This is a genomic window from Robbsia andropogonis (genome assembly GCF_000970345.1).
Lineage (GTDB): Bacteria > Pseudomonadota > Gammaproteobacteria > Burkholderiales > Burkholderiaceae > Robbsia > Robbsia andropogonis.
The window spans coordinates 1-2,205 of sequence record NZ_LAQU01000136.1; the positions used below are offsets into that span (position 1 = coordinate 1).

Sequence of the window (2,205 nt, forward strand, 5' to 3'; positions counted from 1 at the left end):
CTGCGCGAGCAGAAGAGCATTCGTGAAGTCAACCTCTGCCTGCTTCGCATGCACGGGTAGATGAATGACACGATTAACAATTAGGAATATTTAATGTTAAAAATACTTCGAAGTCACTAACGGCAAGCGGATGTTGGAGTAGGTGATTTGCGTTATATTTCCCACTCCCAGGTGCATCAGGGCGCTAACGGAAAAACGCCTTAGCATTTAGCTAATACACAGCAATGCTTGGTCGGCCATCCTATTTATTATCTATAAAATGGTGGGAAGAATATCTGTCATGACGCGACAAGGCATAGCGACTATCAAACGCCGAAGCAAAGATCGGCCAGAGAAAAACCGCTATCGTTCATCATCGGCAACCGCGGTGATAGGGGGCATCGCCGTTTTGCTCGTCATCTTTATCTTCACAAGCACACTGGTTCGAATTGCAGTGGATCAGCGGGAGGCAAGAGATCGAGCAGTTGCCGCTAGCATCGAGTTGTCCAAGACGTTTGCCGCCCACGTTGCAAAGAACCTCCACGACGCCGATACCATAGCAAGGTGGGTGGAATACGAGTACGAGAAGGCTCCTCGCTCATTCACCCTATCTGATTACAAAAATCGGGGCTTGATATCCGGAGACACGGTCGTGCAGGTGACGATTGTCGGCAAGGACGGGAATGTTCTGCAGACAACAACGCCGGCCATAGAAGCAATAAACGTCAACGACAGGCCGCACTTTCTGATCCACGCGAACAATCGCGACGCCGGCCTGTACATTAGCAAGCCCGTCATCGGCCGTGTTTCCGGGAAGTGGACCCTACAACTGACTCGCAGATTAGATAATCCAGACGGCTCCTTCGCTGGCATCGTCGTTGTCTCTGAAAGTCCGAATTTTCTTACCGATGGATTCTATGGTGCCGGTACCCTTGCGCCTGGCACACTGCTGTCTGTTATATCGGATTACGGATATTTGATATCGCGCCGAACCGGCTCGGCGAGCTCCTCACATGAAGGCCCTTCGGTCTCAGCGTACAGCGACATGATCGGGTCAAATGGCGGGGTGTTCACCGACCCGGTCGATGGTGTGAGGCGATTTGTCACGTATCACCATCTGGCCCAGTATCCCGTTTCCGTTATCGTCGGACTCTCCGAGAGAGACGAACTTGCTAGCTCCGAGCACTGGAAAGTCTTCTACCTAGGGCTGGCCTCATTCATTAGCCTCTTGATTCTCATCGTTGCTGTATTTGTCATTCTGATGCTTGCAAGATTAAAGGCAGCGGCGGAGACGGACTCCTTAACGGGTTTGTCGAATAGATACTTGCTTACGGAAACGCTGCGCCGAAGAATGCATGCCTTGGGACCATCGGGCCAATTGGCGATGATCTATATCGATCTCGATAACTTCAAAAGAGTGAACGACGCCTTGGGACATAAAAAAGGCGACGAACTCTTGCTGCAGGTCTCGTATAGGCTCAAAGATGCTGTTGGGAAGGAGAGATTGATTGCCCGCATCGGCGGCGACGAATTTGTCATCCTTGTCGAAAGCACCGATGCTGTAAGAAAGGCGCAAGCACTTTGCAGGGTCATCATCAAGGCTTTCGAGCGCCCTTTCGTTATACGCGCAAACAGCTATCTGATCTGCTTAAGCATCGGCATCACTGCCTATGATAAAGCTGACGACAACGAATTCGATTTGCTTACACAAGCCGATCTCGCGATGTATTCGGCTAAGGAACAAGGGAAAGCGGAGGATCTTAGTCATCAATGTACGTACACGCCGGAGTTATCCCAACGCGCGCTGCAGGATATCGAAAGGCATCAAGAGTTTCAATATGCCATCATCAATCGTGAGTTTTTCCTGGACTATCAGCCGATAGTGGGTCTTGACAGGCAATTGCGCGGGGTCGAAGCGCTAGTTCGATGGAGGCATCCTAAGAAAGGCGTTTTGCCTCCCGCAGATTTTCTCTCGTTTGCTGAAACAAGCGGCTTTATTGTCCAGATCGGTGAGTTTGTGCTTGAGCAGGCCTGCCAGGATTTTCAGGCGTGGCAGAGCTATGATCCGCGCCCGCTATCACTCACCATCAATTTGTCGCCGGTCCAATTCGCGATCGGTGCCATTTCGCGCACGGTTGCACGGTGCCTGAATGAGTACATGATCGAACCGGATCGTTTGCATCTGGATGTCAGTCGAAACCTTGCTCCATGACGAGAACGTCACGG

Annotated in this window: 1 protein-coding gene; it reads left to right on the top strand. The window is 51.2% G+C overall.

Annotation, left to right across the window (positions count from 1 at the left end; translation table 11 throughout):
- The first annotated feature begins 280 nt into the window (after nucleotides 1–280).
- Nucleotides 281–2,191, top strand: a complete 1,911-nt coding sequence (locus tag WM40_RS26490) for a bifunctional diguanylate cyclase/phosphodiesterase (RefSeq protein ID WP_162199136.1) — start codon at nucleotides 281–283, stop codon at nucleotides 2,189–2,191.
- The last annotated feature ends 14 nt before the right edge of the window (nucleotides 2,192–2,205 follow it).